Below are 237 nucleotides of genomic sequence, written 5' to 3'. Positions count from 1 at the left end.
CCACGAGGCCTTCGACAGCCTGGAGCGGCAGGGCGCAGAGGGCATCATCCTCGGTGTTCCGAACGCCCTGGACACCCCGGCGATGCGGGCGCGCACCGAACGGACGCCCGCCACCCGGAGTGAGCGCACCCCCCTCGAGGAGGACGCCCCGCTCGCGGTCGACCAGCGCGCGATCGGCCGCCTCGCCGTGGAGCATCTCCTCGACCTCGGCCACGAGACCGTGTGGCATGTCTCCGG

At 73.4% G+C, this 237-nt stretch carries 1 pseudogene; it reads left to right on the top strand.

From position 1 onward, the window contains the following. A pseudogene (locus KVS71_RS18765) lies at positions 1-237 on the top strand (LacI family transcriptional regulator); the annotation flags it as partial.

The organism is Microbacterium sp. GbtcB4 (assembly GCF_019091465.1).
GTDB classification, from domain to species: Bacteria; Actinomycetota; Actinomycetes; order Actinomycetales; family Microbacteriaceae; genus Microbacterium; species Microbacterium paraoxydans.
This window is presented reverse-complemented; position numbering and strand designations above follow the sequence as displayed.